Origin of the sequence: Bacillus sp. SIMBA_031, from assembly GCF_046535225.1 — a bacterium.
Taxonomy (GTDB): domain Bacteria; phylum Bacillota; class Bacilli; order Bacillales; family Bacillaceae; genus Bacillus; species Bacillus velezensis.
In genome coordinates, this window is sequence record NZ_JAWRXC010000698.1 from 1 (window position 1) to 234 (window position 234).

The 234-nt window shown below is 63.2% G+C and carries 1 protein-coding gene; it reads left to right on the forward strand.

Annotated elements, in window-relative coordinates:
* A partial coding sequence (locus SB724_RS21870) for a hypothetical protein (protein ID WP_410573182.1) occupies positions 1 to 192 on the forward strand: 192 nt, incomplete at its 5' end.
* Positions 193 to 234 lie beyond the last annotated feature (42 nt).

The window sequence follows — 234 nt, forward strand, 5'->3', positions numbered from 1 at the left end:
TTCATTGGTGCCATGAGCCAGCCCGGAACCATCATCGGTGGCGCGATCTTTACCGCCATCGCAGCCGTCGCCGGTACCGGCAGTGCGGCCCTCTGGGTCGGTGCCCTCGGCACCTTGGTTTCCGGACTCTTGATGATCGCAGCCAAGCCACCCGTTGAAGCCTTGAGCGAGGATCACCCGCATGACGTCTAACCACAAAGCCGCCATTATCACCGGCGCTGCCAGCGGCATCGG